This is a genomic window from Streptomyces sp. NPDC005805, from assembly GCF_040630445.1.
GTDB lineage: Bacteria > Actinomycetota > Actinomycetes > Streptomycetales > Streptomycetaceae > Streptomyces.
In genome coordinates, this window is the sequence record NZ_JBEXXN010000087.1 from 1 (window position 1) to 16,927 (window position 16,927).

A 16,927-nucleotide genomic window follows, 5' to 3' on the forward strand; every position below is an offset into this window, starting at 1 on the left:
AGCCGCAAGCTCGGGCCCGCCCGGATCGGCCCGATCCTGGGCCTGCCGGTCTCGACCGTGCACCGCATCCTGTACCGCCACCGGCTGAACCGCCTGGCCTGGCTCGACCGCCCCGGCCCACCTCTGCGCCACGGGAAAGCTGACCCGGCCCCACCGACCACAGACCGACGGCAAGGTCGAACGCTTCAACCGCACCCTGCTCGACGAGTGAGCCTACCTCCGGCCCTACACCTCTAACACCGAACGCGTCGAAGCCCTCGAACCGTTCCTCCACACCAGTACAACTACCACCGCTGCCACACCGCACTCGGAGGCCAGCCACCGATCAGCCGCGCCAACAACAACCCTGCGGGGCAATACAGCTAGGTCGTGTCCGGCCCACCGCCCACCGGGGCGGGCCGACCACGCGGATGGCCAGCCCCTGGCCCTCGTCCTCGGGGTTCCTGGCCCGGTCAGGACACCGCGCCGGAGTCCCGGTCGGTCATCAGGGAGGACGTGTCCACGGCCTCGAAGTCGCTGCCCTTGATGCCCTTGAGGCCCCGCAGGTCCGAGTTGTTCCAGCCCTCGTGCTGCTCTCCCGTGATGTACCACGGCGAGCCGTTGTCGGCGACGATCGCGCCGTACTTCTTCAGCGCCTCGGCGACCACCCGGGCCTGCGGCGACAGCTTGGAGGTGTCCACCGACGACTTGAGCCGCAGGCGCAGGCCCATCGGCGGGAGGGAGCGGTCGGCCGCACCGCCCGCCTGGTGCCGGGCGGGCCAGACATAGGAGCGGTCCGAGCGCGGCACGGTGATCCGAATGGCGTGGTCGATGCGCCCCTTGGCCGCCTCCTCCTGGCGCACGAGACCGGGCAGGATGGCGAGGCCTGCGGCGTCGGCCGAGGTCCAGCCGTCCGGGCGCAACTTGTTGGAACGCAGGTCGAAGACGGCGCCCGAGCCGGCGTGCCAGGCGCCGCCGCCCTTGGGCCGGGCATCGTACAGTTCGTAGGCCGCGCAGCGCGCCTTGTCCCAGACGATGACGTGCCGGTCCCCGTCACTGCCGGGCCCGCCCTCGATCCGGGCGTTCGACGGGATGCGGTAGCCGCGAGGCTCGCTCTCCCCGGCGTAGTCGAAGCTGAGCTTCGCCTCGGGCACGGAGGTCGTCGTGCGGGTGATGGGTATGCCGAACGGCTTCCCGTCGATGAGTCCCGAGCCGAAGTCGGGGTGGAGCGGGCGGTCCGCTCCGATCGACGCCACATAGCGGCCCGAGGACACGTGCACGGGCAGCCGGTCGACGCGTGCGCGCCAGAAGCTGTTCGCGGGTGCCGTCGGGCAGCCCTGTGCCTGCCCGGCCGCCGGCTCCGGTTGCGGGGCGGGCTCGCGTTCCGGGCGGGGCCGGTCGCTCAGGGCGGGTGGCGCGGCGGGGTCCGCGGGGCGGGCGGGCGGCGAGGACGGACCGCGTGGTGCGACGCTCTCCTCGGCCGCGTTCTCCTCCACCGTGCCAGCAGCGGTCTCCGGGGCCGGCAGGGCGGGCGCGGCCGGGGGCGCCGGCCGCGGCGCGGATGCCGCGCCCGTGGAGCCGTTGTCCTCGCATCCGGTGACCAGGGCGACGACGGCGACGGCGGCCCCGAGCACGGCGCGCGATCGGGGCGCGCCTCCACGGACGGTGCGGTTCGTGGGCATGCTTTCTCCAGTGCTTCTTTCGGGGGGTGGTCGAGCGGGAAGCCGTCGGGGGTGCGTGCCGCGCACCCGTCTCCGGGGCGGCTCCGGCGGCCGAAGCTACCGCCGGGGCGCACACGTGTGTGCCGGTTGCCGTGCCTCTGGAGGCAAGTTGAGTAGGCGCTGCTCACGCCTCGACGCTCGGTGCCCGACGCAACTCCTGCCGATGGCAGGGTCATTGACTGCCGTCGCGCCCGTTGATTGAGTGGCTCAGCCACTGGACCACACCTCAGGGAGGTAGGCGTTGATCCCGTCACCGCGCACACTCCGAGCCGTCCCCCGTCCGGGCCCGCTCACGCCGACGAGCGGACACCCGCGGTGAGCCGCCGGGGCACGGTCTTCCACGAGACCCTCACGGGCAGCCTGCGTTTCGGCGACGAGTCGGTACCCCGGCCGCTGCGGCTGGCGCTGCGGGTCGAGGCCGACCACGTCCTGCGCCTCACCGGGTCGGGCACGGCCGCCGTCACGGGCATCGCCCGTCTGGCTGGCGACGGCACCCGCTACACGGTCTCCGGCAGCATGGAGATCTCCCCGCTGGCGCGCCGTCGCATCCGTTACACCCTGCGCTGCGACGCCGGGCCCGCGGGTGCCGGGAAGGGAGAGAACGGGTTCGAGCTGGACGGCTGGAAGAGCGTGCGCCCGCTGCGCCCGGTCGGGTCCCTGACCGAACTCCCCTTCAGCGCGCACGGCGACGACGGCCGCACCGGCACCGGAACCCTGCGGTTCCGCCTGGCCACGCTCCCGGCGTTCCTCCTCTCGTTCCGCTTCCCCCGGCGCGAGCACCCCCACGACGGCGCGCGTCCGGACGCGGACGAGGGGCGCGGGTCCGTGCACGCGCGACCCCGGTGGCGCGGCGAGCCGGGCCGGACCGAGGTCTGGTACACCACGCTCACCGACCCGCGTACCGGCACGGGCGTGTGGATCCACCACGAACTGGTCGCCCCGCTCGACGGATCGAAGGCCCACACCCACGGCTGGGTGTCCGTCTTCCCACCGGACGGCCCCGTGCGGCACGCCCGTTACGGCCCGGACCCCGCCCCCCACCCGGTGAAGGGCGCCCCGCCGCCCCGCCACCTCACGGGGCGGGCCGGGACCTGGACCTGGGACCTCACCGAACGGCCCCGGGGCGAGGCTCTGTTCACCTTCCCCCGCTGGGCCTGGCGCACGGGACTGCTCCCGGCCGCCCAGATGCTCCCCGCGGCCCGGTCGGTGTACGACGGCACTCTCGCCGACGGCGACGCGACCGCGCTCGTCCTCGACGGCGCGCCCGGGGCCTCCGCGCGGATCTACGGACACGGCAACGCCGAGCGGTGGGCCTGGCTGCACGCGGAACTGGACGACGTCGCCGTCCTGGAGATCGTGACGGCCGTGTCCCGCAGGCCCGTTCTGCGCCGCCTTCCTCCCCTGGTGTTCCTGCGGCTGCGCACCCCTGACGGTGACTGGCCCCGCAGGGCGGAGCGTTCGGCGGTTGGCTGGCTCGGCTGGGCCCGGTTCCGGTCGGACATCGGGCTGCCGCGCTGGACGGTGACCGGGCGTTCGGGACTGCGTCGCATCGAGGTCACGGTGACCCAGCCGGCGGAGAGCACCGTGGCCCTGGAGTACACGGACCCGGACGGGGCACGGGCCGTCTGCCGCAACTCCGAACGGGCGGACGTGCGGGTGCGCACCGAACGGTGGTGGGGACGCTGGCGCCCCGAGTCCGAGTGGTCGCTGACGGGCACCGGGCACGCGGAGGTGGGCACCCGATGACCCTGGGGCCGCTGGTCTCGGCACTGATCGCGGACGACGGACACGCCGGATGGGCCTCCGCGGTGCCGGGCCGGCTCGACGCGCTGGCCGGCGCGATGCCCCGGCACGCCCGGTGCGGTCTCGCCGCGGTGGCCACGGCCGTGGACCTCTTCGCCCGGGCCCGCACCGGGCGGCCCCTGGCGCGGCTGACACCCGTCGAGCGGGAGGAGGTGCTGCGCGCGATCCCGGAGCGGGGCCCGTTCCGGCCGGTGCTGGACGCGGTGAAGATGCCCGTGCTGCTGGCGGCGGGGACCGAGCGGATGCTCGCCTCGGCCGGGCTGACCGCCGGTGCGGCGTCCGGGTCTCCCGACACCCGGGCCGGCGCCCAGGCCCGCCCGGACCCGCCACTGGACTGCACCCCCTCGTACGCCTGGCCGGACCGGCGGACTGCGGACGCCGTGGTGATCGGCTCCGGCGCGGGCGGTGCGGTCGCGGCCCGGGCACTGGCGGAGGCGGGCCTGCGCGTCGTCGTCCTGGAGGAAGGCGAGCACCGGACCACGGACTGGTTCGCGGGCCGGCCGCCGCTGGAGCGCTTCGCCGCCCTGTACCGGGACGGCGGGGCGGGGTTCGCGCTGGGCACACCGCCGCTGCTGCTGCCCACCGGACGGGCCGTCGGCGGGACGACGGTCGTCAACTCGGGTACCTGCTACCGCACTCCGGACCCGGTGCGTCGGCGCTGGGAGGCCCACCACGGCTTCGCCCCGGCGGGTCGGTTCGGCGAACTCCTGGACCGCGTGGAGGAATTCGTCGGTGTCGCCCGCCAGCCGCTGGACGTCCTCGGGGCCAACGGCCGGGTCGCTCTGGCGGGGGCCACCCGGCTGGGGTGGGCGGCAGGGCCGCTGCGGCGCAACGCCCCCGGCTGCCGGGGGTCGTGCGAGTGCGTGGTGGGGTGCCCCACGGGCGCGAAGCAGAGCATGCAGCTCTCCGTCCTGCCCGGGGCGTGCGCGGCGGGCGCGCGCATCGTGGCCGGGGCCCGGGCGGACCGCGTCCTGGTCGACCCCGACCGGCCGGGCGGGCCCCGGGCGGCGGGGGTGTCGGTGCGCCGCCCGGACGGCAGCCGTTTCGAGATCCTCGCGCCCCTGGTCGTCGTCGCGGCGGGAGCGCTGCACAGTCCGCCGCTGCTGCGCCGCTCCGGGCTGGGCGGGCATCCCCGGACGGGCGCCAACCTGACGGTGCATCCGGCTGTCAGCGTGGCCGGGCGCTTCGCCGCACCGGTGGGCGACGGGCGGGGCGTGCTCCAGAGCGTCGGCGTGGACGAACTGCGCGGCGAGGGGGTGCTGATCGAGGCCACCGCCCCGCCACCCGGCATGAGTTCCTTCGTCCTGCCGGGTCTGGGGGCGGAACTCCGCCGGGAGCTGGAAGACGCGAACCGGCTGGCGACGCTGGGCGCGATGGTGGCCGACCTGCCGTCGGGGCGGGTGCACGGCCGGAACCGGCCGCTGGTCCGCTACACCCTTGCCCCACGCGACACCGCCCGCCTGGTGCGCGCCCTGGGCGCCATGGGGCGGATGCTGCTGGCTGCCGGGGCGGAGGAGGTGCTGACCGGGGTGCCCGCCGCGCCCCGGGTCCGGGACGAGGCCGGGCTCGACGCGGCCCTCGCCCGGGTGCCGGCGCACGCGCTGCACCTGTCGGCCTTCCATCCGGTCGGCACCCTCGCGGCGGGCTCCGACCCGCGCACCTCGCCGTGCGACGGGGAGGGCCGCCTGCGCGGTGTCGAGGGCGTCCTCGTCGCCGACGCCTCGGTGCTGCCGAGCTGTCCGGAGGTCAACCCGCAGATCAGCATCATGGCGGCGGCCCTCGGCGTGGCGGAAGCGCATCTGGCCCGGGCCGGCGCGGGGCCGCTCCGGGCATGAGCCCCACCCCTCACACGACCGGGCGGCGGGCCGTGCACCGGGAATCCCGGTGCACGGCCCGCCGCCGGTGGGTCCGTCGACTCGCTCAGAACGCGCCGACGGTCCGGATGCGGTAGGTCACGTTGCACCCGCCGTCACCGTTCGCGGGCATCGACAGCGAGGAGTTGCGGTCCAGCCCCTCCAGGGCGTTGCGGTCCAAGCCGCCGACCCAGGTGTTGGTGCGGCAGATGTCGTCGTCCGGCCCCGACCTGTCCCAGTCACGGATGTGCACGGCGAGACGGATCTGGTCACCCGGCCGGACCGTGATGTTGACGCGGTTCGCGTTCTTCATCCACGTCGTCCGGCAGTTGGCGTAGGTCGAGGAGGCGCACATGGCGGCGTCCTTGAAGGAGTACCGCTCGCCCGCGGTCACCTGCTGGGGGCAGTGAGGGCCTCCGGTGGAGTCGCCCGGGTACCACCCCCAGGGGGCGCCGGCGGTGGAGCACGTCATCGGCACCTCCCCCCAGATGCCGCCGAAGTTGCGGACCTCACCCGTGGAAAGCTGACCACTGGGAGACTTGCTCTGCACCGCCAGCGATCCGTACGACTCCGCCTGCCGGCACCACAGCGGCTTGGTCTGAACGGAGCAGTCGCTGAGGCTGTGCGGCCGGTACTCCAGCCACTCCACCTGGACGACGTAGCTGCCCGGCTCCGCCGCGACGGACACCCCGCTGCCCACGGTCGCCACCGACGCCGCGGCCATCGCCGCCGCGGCGATGGCGCGCCCGGCCTTCTTCCACTTCGTGCCTGCTGCCACGTTCCGGTCCTTTCTCGTGCCCAATGCCGGGGCGCGAACAACATCCAGGGCCGCGCGCCCGCTGAACGGCATCGAAGCGGAGGGCGGCCCCGCCTTCCAGAGCAAGGGGTACTCAGGAGTGATGCGGACACGGTTCACTCGGGCTCCCTGGAAGGGGCGTGGCACAACCGAGCAGGTCCGGGGCCGGCGCACCTCCGCCAGGACAACCCTCGGCGTAGCCGGGCCCACGAGCTCATCGACCACCGAGCGCCGCACACCGGAGCCATCCCGTGCGCGGACACCTCGCAGGTGTCCATCAGTGTTCATCCACTGAGAAGGTGTCCGCCGCAGGCCCGGCGGTACCTCGTCAAGCGCCCGTCACGAGCCGGAAGCGCAGGCACACCAGCGGTGTCTTCTCGTCCACGGGCGTGCCGATGGATTCCCAGAAGAGACTGTGCCCGGCCCGCCACTCCTCCAGTGAACGGTCGCCTTCGCCCTCGGCCGCGGCGTGCTCCCACGTGACACCGGCGAAGTCGGTGAGTTCCACGCCGCTGATCTCGATCGTGGCGACACGGTCCCCGTCGTTGCCGAGCAGCGCGAGGCGCTCGCCCACGAACTCGAGACCTTCCGTCTCCTCGGCGTACTCCGCGAGCAGTCCGGTCGTCGCCGTCTTGACCCCGGCCAGGACGAGAGCGTTGAGACGCTCCCGCAACTCGCCGCGCGTGCCCAGTTCCAACGCACGCATGCCGTCCACTCGTGGCCACACAAGCCACTCCCCCTCCCGGGCACCCCGCCCGCTGATTTCACAGAGCCGCAGGGATTCTAGGGTGCCGATCCGGACCGCATCGCACCGTGCCCCACGACGGGCCCGCGCATCGGCCGGACTCCCACGGCGGAAATCGGCTCCGGACCGCGCCCGGACACAGCGATGACGGCGCGGTCGCAAGGCGGCGCGGGCCGGACGCGGCCGGCGTCGGCCGGGAACACCGCCGTACACGATGGGTTCATGAAGGCTCCCGTCGTACTTCAGGTGGCCGCGACATCGGCCTCTCCCGCTCTCGTTCTTCGCCCCTGGCGTATGGAGGACGTTGCCGCATTGGTCGAGGTGAGCCGGGATCCCGCACTGCGCCAGTGGGCGAGCCCTGCCGTGGACAACGATGCCGACGGGGCACGGTGGGTGCAGACCCAGCAGCGGGGCTGGGCAGCGGGAGACCGGTTCGGCTCGCCGTCCTTGAGGCACAACCCGGTTCGGTTCGCGAACAGTTGGTGGGCAACGTGGTCCTCAAGGACGTCGCCTACGGCAAACCGGCGGCCGAGGTGGGCTACTGGACCGCAGCGCACGCTCGCGGGCTGGGAGTGGCCCCCCGCGCTCTGGAGGCACTCACCGGCTGGGCCTTCGACGCCTTCGAAGGCCACGGCCTGGAGCGTCTCGAACTCCTGCACCAGGTGGACAACCTGGCATCGTGCCGGGTTGCGCAGAAGAGCCGGTACGGCTTTGACAGCGTCCTGCCCGCGGCACCGCCTTCCTTCCCCCGCGATGGCCACCTGCACATACGGCGCTCGCGTGCCTGAGACCCTCCCGCCTTCTGCGCATCGGCCAAGGCTGTTCACACCACCAGGGTCCCGGGGCGTTCGACGAGGTGGCCACGTTCGAAGCGGGCCCCGGCCCGGACAAGAGCAGCCGCTGACGCTGCGCCTCCGAAGCCAGGTTGACGCACCCCAGCGGCCGTACAGACTGGTCGATACGCTCCTGATCATGACTGAATGCGTGCAGGTATCGACGGCTGCGGAGACCAAGGAGCAGGCTGTGGCCCTGGCCGGCTTGCCGTACATGACGGCGAGGTGATCTGCCGCGGACAGCTCACCGTCCCGTTCCAGTCGCGCCGCCTCGCTCCTGAGGCAGTCAGGACATCGTCCCGCTACCGCTCCGGCGACGAGGTGGCCGGGCACTTACCGCACCCGCTGTAAGGCCGTTCGATCGCGTTCAGGTCCGTACCGCGCGAGATCACTCCGTTTCGCGCACGCAGGGTACGGAGAATCGCCGGCAACGCCCTGAACGATCTCGATCAGCCCAGGAAGCTCAGCCGCACCTGACGCTCCTGGTTGTCCCTATTCGCGTCCGCCAACCTCCGTCAGGACAGCCCTCACCCCGGCCGGGCCCACGAGTTCATCAACCACCGGCCGCCGCGGGGGGATGCTTTTCAGCCATCGCGCTCACTTTACGAACCACACCCGCTACTCCGAGTCCGATCAAGTGAGCGTAAATGCCGCACACATCAACACATCACCCCGGGAGCCCCCGACCTTTTTCGCCAGAACTTAGGCTACCCTTAGCCAACTTACCTGTTCGTGGGAAAGGCTTTACCATGTCATGGTCCAGACCCAGCCGCGTCGGTGTTCTCGCCGTCACCGCCCTCGCTCTGCCGTTCCTCGCCGCGTGCGGCGGCGAGTCGGAGAGCAAGGAGAAGAACTCCGCCAAGAAGCCCGCGGCGGAGGACTCCACCCTCGTCGTGTACTCCGGCCGGAGCGAAGAGCTCATCGCGCCGCTCCTCAAGGACCTGGAGAAGGCCACGGGGGCCAAGGTCGAGGTCCGCTACGGTGACAGCGCCGAGCTGGCCGCCCAACTCCTCGAAGAGGGCGACAAGACCAAGGCCGACCTGTTCTTCTCGCAGGACGCCGGCGCCCTGGGCGCGCTCGGCAAGAGCGGCAACCTGGCGAAGCTTCCCCAGAGGTCCCTCGACGCGGTGGACGAGGCGTTCCACGCGGAGGACGGGACCTGGGTCGGCGTCTCGGGCCGTGCACGCGTCATCGCGTACAACGGCGACAAGGTCAAGACGGCCCCGACGTCCGTGAACGACCTGACCGAGCCGGAGTGGAAGGGCAAGGTCGGCTACGCCCCGACGAACGCCTCGTTCCAGGCCTTCGTCACCGGAATGCGCGTCATGAAGGGCGACGACGCCACGCGTGCCTGGCTCAAGGACTTCAAGGCCAACGAGCCCCAGGTCTTCGAGAAGAACGGCGCGGTCCTCGACGCCGTCGACTCCGGCAAGGCCGAGCTGGGCCTCATCAACCACTACTACTGGTACGAGAAGGCCGCCGAGGTCGGCGAGGACAAGCTCAAGGCCAAGCTGAGCTTCCCCACCAAGGGTGACCCGGGCGCCCTCGTGAACGTCGCCGGAGTCGGTCTCCTCAAGGGTTCCGACGCGAGCGCCACCGCGCAGAAGGCCGTGGACTTCCTGCTGTCGGAGCAGGCGCAGAAGTACTTCGCCGACGAGACGCACGAGTACCCGCTCGCCGCAGGGGTGTCCAGCAAGGACGAGCTGCCGGCGCTCGAATCGATCGGCACCCCCGAGGTCGACTTGAGCAAGCTCGAGTCCCTCGACGTGACCCTGGAGATGCTCCAGGAAGCCGGGATGGTCTGACAGAGGTGAAAGCACCCGGTTCCCGGGCGCCCAGGCGCCGGGTTCTGCTCACGCACTCTCCCTCCCGTGTGGACGGCGCCGCCACGCCGTCCACACGCGGCAGGTGGGCCCGTCGGCGGGTCTCCCGGCGGCAACGCCCTTCGTTGCCCCTCGTCGTGGCCGCGTCCGTCGCCGCGGCGATCTCACTGCTCCCGCTCCTCTATCTCGGCGTGCGGGCCCTGGAGCGGGGCCCCGCCTTTGCATGGGACGTCATCACGGGCGACCGCGTCGCGGCTCTGCTGGCGCGGAGTCTCGGCCTGGCCGCCGTGGTCGTGTTCGCCAGCCTCGTGACCGGCATCTCGCTGGCCTGGCTGACGGCCCGGACGGCACTGCCCGGTGCACGACTCTGGTCGGTGCTGGCCACGCTGCCGCTCGCGGTCCCGAGCTATGTCGCGGGTTTCGCCTGGATCTCCGCCGCCGACGGACTGGCAGGCTTCCCCGGCGCGGCAATGGTCCTCACTCTGGTCAGCTATCCGTACGTGTACCTGCCGGTGACCATGGCTCTGCGCCGGATGGATCCCGCCCAGGAGGAAGCCGCACGCTCGCTGGGACACGGTCCCGTGGCCACGTTCCGGCGGGTCACCCTGCCCCAACTGCGCCCCGCTGCCGCCGGCGGTTCCCTGCTCGTCGCGCTCTACGTGCTGTCCGACTTCGGAGCCGTCTCGATCATGCGCTACGAGACGTTCACCCGGGCCATCCACACCTCGTACAAGGCGAGTTTCGACCGGACTCCGGCAGCGGCCCTCAGCATCGTGCTGGTGGTGATCACCGTGGCCGTCGTCGCGGCCGAGTCCCGCACTCGCGGCCGGGCGGTGCACTTCCGTACCGGAAGCGGCGCCTCCCGCACAGTCCGCCTCGTCCCTCTCGGCACATGGCGGTGGCCGGCACTCGCGTGGTGCGCCGCGGTCGCCGCCGTCGGAGTTGCCTTCCCCGTCGGCACCCTCGCCTACTGGCTGACGGTGGGCAATTCACGGACCTGGGACCCGGGCTTCCTCACCGAGACGACCGGCAACACACTCCTGGTCGCCACCTTGGGAGCACTGGCAACCGCGGTGCTCGCGCTGCCGGTCGGCGTTCTCGCGGCCCGATACCGCACCCGCAGTGCCCGCCTGCTGGAACAGGCCGCCTACGCAGGCCACGCCGTCCCCGGGATCACGGTCGCCCTGGCCATGGTCTTCATCTCGGTGCGCTACGTCTACCCGCTCTACCAGGAACTGCCGCTGCTGGTGGCGGCATACGTCGTCCTCTTCCTGCCCGTGGCGGTGGCAGCCACCCGCGCGGCGGTGCTCCAGGCACCGCCTGTGCTCGAGGACGTCGCGCGCTCGCTGGGCTGCGGCCCGTTGGGGGCGCTGCGCCGGGTGACGGTGCCGCTCGCCGCACCAGGGATCGCGGCGGGCGCCGCTCTCACGTTCGTCGTCTGTATGAAGGAACTGCCGGCGACTCTGCTGCTCCGCCCCACGGGTATGGACACGCTCGCGACACGGCTGTGGACCGAGACCGCGACCGCTTCCTACGCGGCTGCCGCGCCCTACGCCGCAGTGCTCATCGCCATCGCCGCCGTTCCCTCCTACCTGCTCGGAAGGCACCGCACATGACCGATCTGCGCATCGCGGGGCTGACCGCGTCCTACGACTCGAAAGGGCCCGTGATCGACGGGCTCGACCTGACCGTGCCCGGCGGGTGCCTGCTCGCCGTCCTGGGACCGTCCGGCTGCGGCAAGACGACCATGCTGCGCATCGTGGCCGGCTTTCTGCGCCCCGACGCGGGCACCGTCGACATCCGTGCCCGGACGGTGACCGGTCCGGGCGTGCACGTAGCTCCCGAGAAGCGGCGCGTCGGCATCGTCCCTCAAGAAGGCGCGCTCTTCCCTCATTTGACAGTGGCACGCAACATCGCCTTCGGGCTGACGGGCGTGGCGTCCGTCTCGCGGCGCAAGCGAGTCGACGAGTTGCTCGAACTCGTCGGTCTGCCCGGGTACGGCAACCGGATGCCCCACGAGCTCTCGGGCGGGCAGCAGCAGCGTGTCTCCCTGGCACGGGCTCTCGCCCCGAGCCCGGCGATCGTGCTCCTCGACGAACCGTTCAATGCTCTGGACCATGGCCTGCGGGCAGGTATCCGGGACGACGTCCGGGCCGCCCTGGACGCAGCCGGCGCCACGGGGGTCCTCGTGACCCACGACCAGGAGGAGGCGCTCTCCAGCGCGGACCTGGTCGCCGTCATGCGGAACGGGCGTGTGGTGCAGTGCGGGGCACCCCGGGAGGTGTACCGCACACCGGCGGATCCGTGGACGGCGGCCTTCGTCGGCGACGCCGTCCAACTGCCGGGCACAGCGCACGGTTCGACGGCCAAGACCCCGCTGGGCAACGTGCGCCTGCACGGCACCGGCGCCGGAACGGGCGTCGCCATCGTCCGCCCGGAGCAGATCTCGCTGTCGCCCGACGGCAACGGCGCACCCGGCACGGCGGCGACCGTCGAGTCGGTCGAGTTCCACGGACACCACAGCACGGTGAGGATCTCGGTCCCGGGCATCGAGGGCGCCGTGCCGGCACGTGTCCTGGGGGCTCCGTCGGCCGTAGCGGGCGATGTCGTGACGGTCACGGTCGGCGACAGCGCGACCTGGCACACGCACAGCGCCTGAACCTGCCGGGCGGTACCCCACACCTGGGTCGACAGGCTCTCGGCCGCACGTGTCGGGCCCCGTCGCCCGCCAAGACGCGGGCACTCATGCGGTCGAAGCACTCATCGGCCGGTCCGTCGAGGCCGCGGCCGAGTCCGCCCGCCTCGGAACCGGCGAGCCCCGAGGGACAGGGCCAGGAAGAGTACGCCTCAATGGCCTCCGGACTCCGGAGCCCGTGGACGGTATTCGGCCCAGGTTTTCGGCGTTTCCGAAATCCTCACAGCCGTGAGCTCCGGGAACCACTCAATCCAAATATCAAAGATCCACAACGCCAGATTCTCGGCAGTTGGGGAGACACCCCCCCCCCATCGCCTCATTCAAGTGACGGTGATCGAGGGTGTCATCCATCCATTTCTTGAACGCATCCAGCTCGCGGTAGTCGCGAACGAATCCCACTTCCGAAAGGTCCTCGCGCCGCGCGGAAAGCTCGAGGACGACAATGTAGTTGTGCCCGTGCATGCGCGCGCAGGGATGCCAGCTGGGCAGTCGTTCCAGGACGTGGCTGGCCGAGAAGTGGAACTCCTTGGTGATCGTCAGCACGGCGACTCCCGCTCACTACCTGCCTTCGCGCCGACGCTCCGGCAGCGGCTCATCAGCACTCGACGTCCGTGCCCTCGGTGATCCACCTGTTCAGGGTAACGTCCGAGAGAAAGCGCTCCCGCTGCGCCGCGTCCGTCAGGCGATCCGCCTTCCGGCCCACCGCCTGGCGAGCCCGTTCCAGCAGTGCCCTGGCTTCTTCGGCGGTTCCGGCGGCCGCCAGGGCGACGGCTGAGTGGTACAGGACTTCCTCGCTGCGCAGTGCGGGCATGTCTCCGACCTCGTCCAGGATGCCCACCGCGATACCCGCGTGCTCCACGGCTCCCTCAATGTCCCCTTGGCGCAACAGGATCCGGCTGCGGAGGGAGTGAGCGGCGATCTCGCTGCGGATCATGCCGCTCGACCGGGTCTCGACGCTGGTGGCCGTTGCGAGGCGGTCTGCCTGTTCCAGAACTGGCGCGCTGTTCTCCGCGGCCAGAAGAAGGACCTCCGAATAGAGGTTGCGCACGATCGGGACCAGGTTCGCCAGCCAGGTTCGTTCGGTCTCCGCCCACGCGTCCGCGATCCGCTGCACCGCTTCGTCTCGGCGCCCGGGATCTTGAACGAGCAGGTGGGCCAGGAGCGCATTGTTGTACGCATGCCAACCGCTGTCCCCTCCCCGGCTGGATTCGTCGACCTGTGGATCCTCCGCTCCGGCGGGTACGCCCTGGTCCGCGCGGACGGAGGCCGTGCGGCACCCGTCAACATCCTGCGTTGAACACACCAGGGGCAGAGCTACTCATGAACGGGCGCCACATGTCGGCAGCGTATGCAACGCCCTTCACCTCCTCGGCGACGGCTGCAGCCGGGGCAGCGAGGACACCGAGCCATGCTCTGCGCCCCCGTGATCCTCAAGGCCGCCGAGCCGTTCTCCGAGCCTACGAACGAGGCAGAACATCTCGGAGATGTGTCCGGGGTCACCCGGCCGCGCGCACGTCAGCTGCTCGCCGAACTTCGGTCGCTGGAGCGGGTGGAGGCGGCTGAAGGTGCCCGGCGCCTCTTCGAAGACGCGGGTGCTCGATCCCTCATGATCGCATGGCGGACGAATCCAGCAGCGCACCCCGCGGCTCAGTCCTTCCGGGCTCGGACGGCGAGGACGGCGACCAGCAGGGTCGGTACGAGCAGGAGCGAGAAGGCGATCGCGTAACCGGTGAGCCGGCTCGCCCCGGCCGCCAGACCGGCGTTGAGCACGGCGGTGGCGAACGCGAGGACGACGACCTGCCCGAGGTTCATGTTGGTCTGCATGGCGCTGGTGGTGTGGCCCAGCCGGTCCGGTGAACTGTGGGAGAGCGAGAGCACCGTGACGCAGGGGTCGAGCATCCCCATCCCGATCGCCGCCAGCGGCATGGCCGCCATCGCGAGGAGCGGGGACACCCCGGCGAAGCTGCCCACGACGGCGAAGGCCACGGACACCGCCATGATCAGCGCCCCGGCCGTGACGAGCCGGTGCCGGGCGACGTCCTGCAGAAGCTTCCCCTGCACCCACGAAGCACCCGCCCACAGCAACGCGGAGGACGTGAACGCCACGCCGACCGTCACCGCGGCCACCCGCCGCTCAGTGATCAGCATCAACGGGACCAGCGCCTCGACCGTGAAGTACGTCCCCGACGTCAGCCCGCGCAGCAGCACCGCGGTGGGCAGCCCGCGGGCGCTGCGCCAGGTGCCGGCAGGCAGCAGCCGGGGCGCGAACACCACGAGGAGCGCGACGCCGGCGGCGACGAACAGCAGATGACGCGTGTCCCACCCGGAGACCCCGTACTGCCCGAGCGCCGCGCCCAGGCTCAGCATCGCCGCCATCAACAGCGGTGGCCGGGAAGCGCGTTGCTCGGCGGGCGGGAGGCCATCGGGCAGAGCCACGCCGTCCCTCGAAGCCTGCGCGGGAGCCCGGCGCAGGACCGCCACCAGGGCGATCGCAGGCAGCGCAGTCAGCGCGGCCAGCCCGTAGAAGACCACCCGCCAGGACCACGCCTCGGCGACCACCCCGGCGATCGGCGGCCCGATCAGCGACGGGACGATCCAGCTCGCGCTCATCATCGCGAGCATCCTGGGCCGCAGATACTCCGGGTACGACTGCCCGATGGCGGTCGTCACGGACACCGCGACCATCCCCGCCGCCAGACCGTCGACGAACCGGCCGATCACCAACTGCCAGATGGAGACACTGGACGCCGACACCAGCAGCGTCACCACGGAGAGGACCATGCCGAACGCCAGTGGGCGACGGGCCCCGGAGCGGTCCGCCCAGTGTCCGCCCAGCACGCCGCCGAGCAGACTCGCGGCGACGAAACAGCCCGCCACCAGGGGGAACAGGGCCACCCCGTCAAGATCCTCGGCCGCCGTCGGCAGCGTGGGCACGACGGCCAGCGCGGCGAAGCCGGTCAGGAACATCACCGTGGCGAACGTCAGCGTGGCCGCCGCGTACGGACGGGAGAAGATGCCCGGCCGGGTGTCACCCGACGCCCGGAGAGGGCGTTCCTCGGTCATCGGTTCCCTCGTCATTGGTTCCCTTCGGGCGTCGTCGGACCGGGGCCCGCCACCGCACCGCCGTCGCCGAAGGTTTGGTCCAGACCACCCGGGGTCAGCCGAGAAGCTAGGCCACGGTGTGATCTCGGGCAACCGGTTTTTGGGCGGGCCGCCGACCATGGGGTCCGCCGGGGGTCCGCCACCGGCGGGCGCGCTAGTCGCCGAAGAGTGATCGTCGGCTTCGTCATCGCTGCCGACGTCATGACAGCCCGCTCTGTCCCACTTGACAGCGCTTCACGAGCTCGGTGACGGAGATTGTCGAGGGCAGCAAGCTGGTAGCACTCAAAGTGGTCAGGGTGTGCTCCACGAAGAAAGCACACCCTCGTCCACGCGCGCTGCTGTCAGTTAATACGCGAAGGGTGAAAACTTGGAACGCCAACGAGATTACTGGCACCGTTCCGCAGGAACCGCGTGAACGGCGCATCGGCGGCCCGAACGGCGGGCGAAGCCGAAACCATCAGTAAGCCTTTTCCAACCTCACGCTGACGCGTGGTGAAGGACAAGAACGGCCTGGACGATCGCGGTGATGCGGTGGTGCTGCAGCGGAGTTTCCGCAGGAGGCGCCCGCCCTTGAGGGGACTTGGACGTTCATGCCGTGGCATTTGTGTTTCCCGGAGTAGTAGGGGGTGTCGGCGGCGATGCGGTCGATGGGCAGCAGGGTGCCGTCGAGGATGACGAACGCCTTCGTCCGGATGGTTTTCATCGCCTCGGCCAGGGCCGGGGCGAGGGCGGCCAGGACCTCGATGGCTTCACGTATGTAGCGGTGGACGGTGGCGATCCCGATGCCGAGCCCGGCCGCAAGCCGGGCGTAGGTGTCGCCGCACCGCAGGTGGGCCAGGGCGAGCCGGGCCTGACGTGCCACGGGAAGCCGTCGTCACCGCGTCCCGATGTCCCCACGCCTGGCCGTCAGCTGTCCGGCCACCACCCGCAGGGTGCGGGTGGACAAGTCGATCGAGGACGGGTGGAGAAGCACGCGAAGCTCCTGGCGGACGCGGGTGATCTTGGTCGAGAACCCGTCTACCAGGGCTTCTTCGTTGCGCGGAACTGTCCAACACGTGATCAACGCCGCCAGCTTGAAAGGGGCTCGGTCCGTTCGGAGCGGTGACAGTGGGTCCTTTGGATCAGCCTTGCGGACCTCATGGCGTTGGGCTGTTCCGACGCAGTCTCACCGTGTCCTCGTGCTATCTGACATCTTGTGGCTCATGAGTGAACTTGTTGAACGGGTTGACGACCGTGATGAGGTCCTGACTGTCGTGAGCAGGAGCGACGCGATTCGGGAGGGATGGTTGCACCGCGTTGCCACGATCGTGTGCCGTGACCCCGAAGGGCGCACGCTTGTGCATCGCCGTACTGAGGGCACATCGCGATTTCCGAGCCACTTCAATTGGATGCTTGGCGGTGCAGTGGAGGTCGCCGAGACCTACGAACAGGCCGCTGCCAGGGAGTTGGAGGAGGAGATAGGGGTCCGGACCTGTCCAAGGTTGGGTCTGGTGCAGGTTCGGGTGACAGGTTTGGTCACGCGGCCTGGAGGTCCGGTGTGGTCATGACGGTCTCGTATTCGACGGGTGTCAGGCGGC

Annotated in this window: 10 protein-coding genes and 5 pseudogenes; 8 read left to right on the plus strand and 7 right to left on the minus strand. The window is 71.2% G+C overall.

Annotated elements, in window-relative coordinates; genetic code table 11:
- Nucleotides 1–136: 136 nt before the first annotated feature.
- Nucleotides 137–366 (plus strand): annotated as a pseudogene (locus ABZ457_RS29480) (integrase core domain-containing protein); the annotation flags it as partial.
- A gap of 86 nt (nt 367–452) precedes the next feature.
- Here the strand turns inward: ABZ457_RS29480 and ABZ457_RS29485 are convergent.
- Nucleotides 453–1,661: a hypothetical protein gene (locus ABZ457_RS29485; RefSeq protein WP_359163773.1), complete on the minus strand. Its 1,209-nt coding sequence runs from the start codon at nt 1,659–1,661 to the stop codon at nt 453–455.
- 354 nt (nt 1,662–2,015) lie between these two features.
- On the opposite strand from ABZ457_RS29485, the gene ABZ457_RS29490 reads away from it, so the two are divergent.
- Together ABZ457_RS29490 and ABZ457_RS29495 are read left to right on the plus strand one after the other, a co-directional pair.
- Entirely contained in the window at nt 2,016–3,446 is a 1,431-nt protein-coding gene (locus ABZ457_RS29490) for a hypothetical protein (protein WP_359163776.1), read from the plus strand.
- Nucleotides 3,443–5,338 (plus strand): GMC family oxidoreductase, encoded by a 1,896-nt coding sequence (locus tag ABZ457_RS29495; protein ID WP_359163779.1) that lies wholly within the window; start codon nt 3,443–3,445, stop codon nt 5,336–5,338. The genes ABZ457_RS29490 and ABZ457_RS29495 overlap by 4 nt, the downstream gene beginning before the upstream one ends.
- Before the next feature lie 85 nt (nt 5,339–5,423).
- On the opposite strand, the gene ABZ457_RS29500 is transcribed toward ABZ457_RS29495, so the two are convergent.
- Together ABZ457_RS29500 and ABZ457_RS29505 are read right to left on the minus strand one after the other, a co-directional pair.
- The gene (locus tag ABZ457_RS29500) at nt 5,424–6,134 is read right to left on the minus strand and encodes a hypothetical protein (protein WP_359163782.1); all 711 of its coding nucleotides are present in this window, start codon (nt 6,132–6,134) and stop codon (nt 5,424–5,426) included.
- Nucleotides 6,135–6,480: 346 nt separating this feature from the next.
- Nucleotides 6,481–6,858 carry an ASCH domain-containing protein gene (locus ABZ457_RS29505; RefSeq protein WP_359163785.1) on the minus strand — a complete coding sequence of 126 codons (378 nt, stop codon included), beginning with the start codon at nt 6,856–6,858 and terminating at the stop codon, nt 6,481–6,483.
- A gap of 333 nt (nt 6,859–7,191) precedes the next feature.
- Between ABZ457_RS29505 and ABZ457_RS29510 the strand changes: the two are divergent.
- The 4 genes and pseudogenes from ABZ457_RS29510 (at nt 7,192) to ABZ457_RS29525 (ending at nt 12,212) form a co-directional block, all read left to right on the plus strand.
- Nucleotides 7,192–7,685 (plus strand): annotated as a pseudogene (locus ABZ457_RS29510) (GNAT family N-acetyltransferase).
- A 794-nt stretch (nt 7,686–8,479) separates the two neighbouring features.
- Nucleotides 8,480–9,535 carry an iron ABC transporter substrate-binding protein gene (locus ABZ457_RS29515; RefSeq protein ID WP_359163788.1) on the plus strand — a complete coding sequence of 352 codons (1,056 nt, stop codon included), beginning with the start codon at nt 8,480–8,482 and terminating at the stop codon, nt 9,533–9,535.
- A 143-nt stretch (nt 9,536–9,678) separates the two neighbouring features.
- A complete protein-coding gene (locus ABZ457_RS29520; RefSeq protein WP_359163791.1) occupies nt 9,679–11,169 on the plus strand; it encodes an iron ABC transporter permease in 1,491 nt (496 codons plus the stop codon).
- Nucleotides 11,166–12,212 carry an ABC transporter ATP-binding protein gene (locus ABZ457_RS29525; protein ID WP_359163794.1) on the plus strand — a complete coding sequence of 349 codons (1,047 nt, stop codon included), beginning with the start codon at nt 11,166–11,168 and terminating at the stop codon, nt 12,210–12,212. Before ABZ457_RS29520 ends, ABZ457_RS29525 begins: the two co-directional genes overlap by 4 nt.
- 188 nt (nt 12,213–12,400) lie before the next feature.
- Here the strand turns inward: ABZ457_RS29525 and ABZ457_RS29530 are convergent.
- From ABZ457_RS29530 to ABZ457_RS29545, 4 genes and pseudogenes are all read right to left on the minus strand, one after another.
- A pseudogene (locus ABZ457_RS29530) lies at nt 12,401–12,791 on the minus strand (6-carboxytetrahydropterin synthase).
- Between the two features lie 52 nt (nt 12,792–12,843).
- Complete coding sequence (locus ABZ457_RS29535) at nt 12,844–13,362, minus strand: hypothetical protein (protein WP_359163797.1); 519 nt, start codon at nt 13,360–13,362, stop codon at nt 12,844–12,846.
- A gap of 533 nt (nt 13,363–13,895) precedes the next feature.
- The gene (locus tag ABZ457_RS29540; protein ID WP_359163799.1) at nt 13,896–15,311 is read right to left on the minus strand and encodes an MFS transporter; all 1,416 of its coding nucleotides are present in this window, start codon (nt 15,309–15,311) and stop codon (nt 13,896–13,898) included.
- Between the two features lie 616 nt (nt 15,312–15,927).
- Nucleotides 15,928–16,323, minus strand: a pseudogene (locus tag ABZ457_RS29545) (transposase family protein); the annotation flags it as partial.
- 229 nt (nt 16,324–16,552) lie between these two features.
- Here ABZ457_RS29545 and ABZ457_RS29550 point away from each other — a divergent pair.
- Nucleotides 16,553–16,834, plus strand: a pseudogene (locus ABZ457_RS29550) (NUDIX domain-containing protein); the annotation flags it as partial.
- Between the last annotated feature and the right edge of the window lie 93 nt (nt 16,835–16,927).

What these genes read in the sequence shown, in the direction of transcription:
- ABZ457_RS29485 (WP_359163773.1), bottom strand. Translation starts at nt 1,661, where the DNA reads ATGCCCACGAACCGCACCGTCCGTGGAGGCGCGCCCCGATCGCGCGCC.
- ABZ457_RS29495 (WP_359163779.1), top strand. Translation starts at nt 3,443, where the DNA reads ATGACCCTGGGGCCGCTGGTCTCGGCACTGATCGCGGACGACGGACAC.
- ABZ457_RS29505 (WP_359163785.1), bottom strand. Translation starts at nt 6,858, where the DNA reads ATGCGTGCGTTGGAACTGGGCACGCGCGGCGAGTTGCGGGAGCGTCTC.
- ABZ457_RS29515 (WP_359163788.1), top strand. Translation starts at nt 8,480, where the DNA reads ATGTCATGGTCCAGACCCAGCCGCGTCGGTGTTCTCGCCGTCACCGCC.
- ABZ457_RS29525 (WP_359163794.1), top strand. Translation starts at nt 11,166, where the DNA reads ATGACCGATCTGCGCATCGCGGGGCTGACCGCGTCCTACGACTCGAAA.
- ABZ457_RS29540 (WP_359163799.1), bottom strand. Translation starts at nt 15,311, where the DNA reads ATGACCGAGGAACGCCCTCTCCGGGCGTCGGGTGACACCCGGCCGGGC.